General features: G+C 42.1%; 1 protein-coding gene and 1 pseudogene. Both read left to right on the top strand.

What is annotated here, in order from left to right; genetic code table 11:
• Nucleotides 1-321: 321 nt before the first annotated feature.
• Nucleotides 322-1,262: pseudogene (locus tag EDC14_RS26290) on the top strand (ABC transporter permease).
• A gap of 13 nt (nt 1,263-1,275) precedes the next feature.
• Nucleotides 1,276-2,157, top strand: coding sequence for a carbohydrate ABC transporter permease (locus EDC14_RS26285; RefSeq protein WP_132018352.1), 882 nt, complete (start codon nt 1,276-1,278; stop codon nt 2,155-2,157).
• The last annotated feature ends 960 nt before the right edge of the window (nt 2,158-3,117 follow it).

Genomic DNA, 3,117 nt, shown 5'->3' with positions numbered 1-3,117 from the left:
TTCTTTTATCGCTGTTTTCCTTGGATCTATTATACCACAAATAGCTCTTAAACTTAGTATTATCAAGGCTTTTTTCTCTGTTCAGCGAACCCTAAATAAGTTTTTTTTCCTCCTTTCTTTTTTTCATATTACAATGGATTGTCATCATTAACACTCTATTAACATTATTGTAATTAAATTTCTCTTGCCGGTTAAGGTGAAAGTTTTATTCACCTTTACGCTTATTGGAATTCCAGATTATGATGAGAATTGGTTAAGGTTGCATTAAAAATTTACAGTTTGAAAGAGGGGAAGTTCATGAGCATGCAATCAGCTGCACTGATGCAATGCAAGACTTTGTCCCGGAGTTTTTGGTCCAGGGTGAAGTCGGATTTTCAATATAATCGCACGCTATATCTTTTAGCCATTCCAGTAGTTGCTTATTATCTATTGTTTCACTATTTGCCGATGTACGGGGCTATTATTGCATTTAAAAATTTTTCGCCGGTTCAAGGTATAATCCATAGTCCCTGGATTGGGTTTAAAAATTTTTCCGATTTTTTCACCAGTTATTATTTTTGGCGAATCATCAAAAATACGTTTGTGATTAGTTTGAACTCATTGCTTTTTGGGTTTCCCGCCCCAATTATTCTGGCGTTGCTTATTAATGAATTGCATAGTAAATTCTTTTCCCGCACGATCCAGACCATCACCTATATGCCCCATTTTGTTTCACTTATCGTTATCTGCGGATTGATTCGGGATTTTACTGCGGAGAATGGGATTGTGAACTATCTCTTAAGTTTTTTAGGGTGGCACCCGGTCACAATGCTAAATCAGCCGCAATTATTTGTGCCGGTTTATGTCTTATCCGGGATCTGGCAAGAAGTTGGCTGGGGCTCCATTATTTATTTAGCGGCCCTTACCGGTATTGATCCGCAGCTTTATGAAGCGGCGAAGATGGATGGCGCCGGCCGTTTGCGGCAGATCTGGCATGTCGCCCTTCCGGGACTGCTTCCGACCATCCTGATCATGTTGATCTGTTGATCTTACGAATGGGTAATCTTTTGAATGTCGGTTTTGAAAAAATTATTCTCTTATATAATCCGGCAATTTATGATACTTCCGATGTAATTTCCACATTCGTTTACCGGAAAGGTCTCCAGGAATTTAATTGGAGTTATAGTGCGGCAGTTGGTCTATTTAATTCGGCCATTAATTTCGTGTTCCTGATATGCGCAAATTGGCTCAGTAAACGGACTAAAGAATCTAGTTTATGGTAGGGAGGCAAGCCTGATGAGTGGCATTAAAAGTAGTAGAGACCGCATTTTCGATTTTATTAACATCACATTGTTAACGTTTTTGATGGTCATCACTTTATATCCGTTCCTTTATGTTATTTTTGCTTCTTTAAGCGATCCATCCCGGATCATGGCATACCCGGGGCTGCTCTATAAACCCTTGGGTTTTTCGCTCGGCGCTTATAAAGCGGTCATCAAAAACCCCAATATCTTTACCGGATACGTAAATACCTGTTTTCTGGTAACGGTCGGCGTGGCTGTCAATATTACCATGACGGCATTAGGGGCTTATTTTTTATCGCGGAAAAACGTTTTATGGGGCAAAGTGGTAATGTTCTTCATTGTGTTCACCATGTTTTTCAATGGCGGCTTAATTCCTTTGTATTTTACAGTAAAAGGATTGCGCCTTGACAATTCGTTATGTGCATTAATACTGCCGACGGCCATTAATACATTTAATCTGATTATTATGCGTACCGCCTTTATGGCTATACCCGACAGTATCGAAGAGTCGGCCAAGATCGACGGAGCCGGTCATCTATTGATATTGTTCCGGATTATCGTCCCGCTCGCCATGCCGACTATCGCGGTAATGATTTTGTTTTACGGGGTGGGTCACTGGAATGCCTGGTTTCAGGCAATGATTTTCCTGCAAAACCGGGAACTCTTTCCATTGCAGCTTATTTTACGGGAGATTTTGCTCATGAATGATTCTTTCCAAATGGCCATGGGCGCTAATGTGGGTGATCAAGAAATGATTAGTGAGACCATTAAGTATGCGGTGATCATCGTTGCGACTCTGCCGATTCTCTGCCTTTACCCGTTCCTGCAGAAATATTTCGTCAAAGGCGTTATGGTAGGATCTTTAAAAGAATAAACGATTCTAATTTTGAGAGGAAATTTGCTTGAAACAGGTTAATGATGAAGGAATTCGACAAATAATCCAATACGCCGATCGATAAAACGCGTTTTGATTCCATTTGCATTCGGAATGCAATTCTTTAATAAAAAAATTTATTACATCCTATCCCGGCGGAGCCGGAACCAAAAAGGTTTTGGGAGATCGATAGAGAGATAAAGCAAGTCCAAAAGCGACCTCTCCCCGGTCCCCTCCCCGGCGAAGCGAATTCAGATAGACATTTCGACGGGGAGGGGTCAATCGCTTGAAACGAGGGCCAATGTTTATGCAAAAAGGTAAGTTTTTACGTGAATCAAACGGAAATAGGCCAAAGATAAAACCCCAAAATGGGCGCAATAATTTGTGGCAATCCACCCCTCCCCGTCGAGTCTACCATCAGAAATAACTTCGCCGGGCCATGTCCAGGAAGGATAGAGTCCGGCGGTTTACGGATGAAATACCGCCGGGGAGGGGACAGGGGGAGAGGTCAGTTTTTAGACAATCAGCGAGGCAAGGATCAGTTTGATTCTAAAAACGTCTCTGTATAACCTTGTTACGCATGAGTTTACAAGATCACTTTTAAATATTTTACGCAAAATGAACCCAATTTCGTTTGTTAGATGGCCTATATTGATCCTGGGATGACATTCGTGGAAGCTTCCCCAAACCTCGGGGAAGCTTCCCGAAGATTTGTCGATGCTTCCCCAAGGATTCGTCCTCTTTCCCGGAGGTTTGGGGAAGCATCCCGAAGGATTGGTCCTTTATCCCGGAGCTTTGGGGATGGTTCCCGAAGGCTCCGGGATGCTAGGATGATCCTCGGGGAAACAAGGATCGAAGGATCCTCTGAAAGGATCATGGGATCCCTTACAAGGATGAAGACCATCCCTGATATGGAAGTGCCACGTCAAGCAAAATTTTTAAAAACCTAAAAAAGTTCGA

It is taken from the genome of Hydrogenispora ethanolica, assembly GCF_004340685.1.
Lineage (GTDB): Bacteria > Bacillota > UBA4882 > UBA8346 > UBA8346 > Hydrogenispora > Hydrogenispora ethanolica.
Note: the sequence above shows the minus strand (reverse complement) of the source record. Positions and strands in the feature narration are given on the sequence as shown.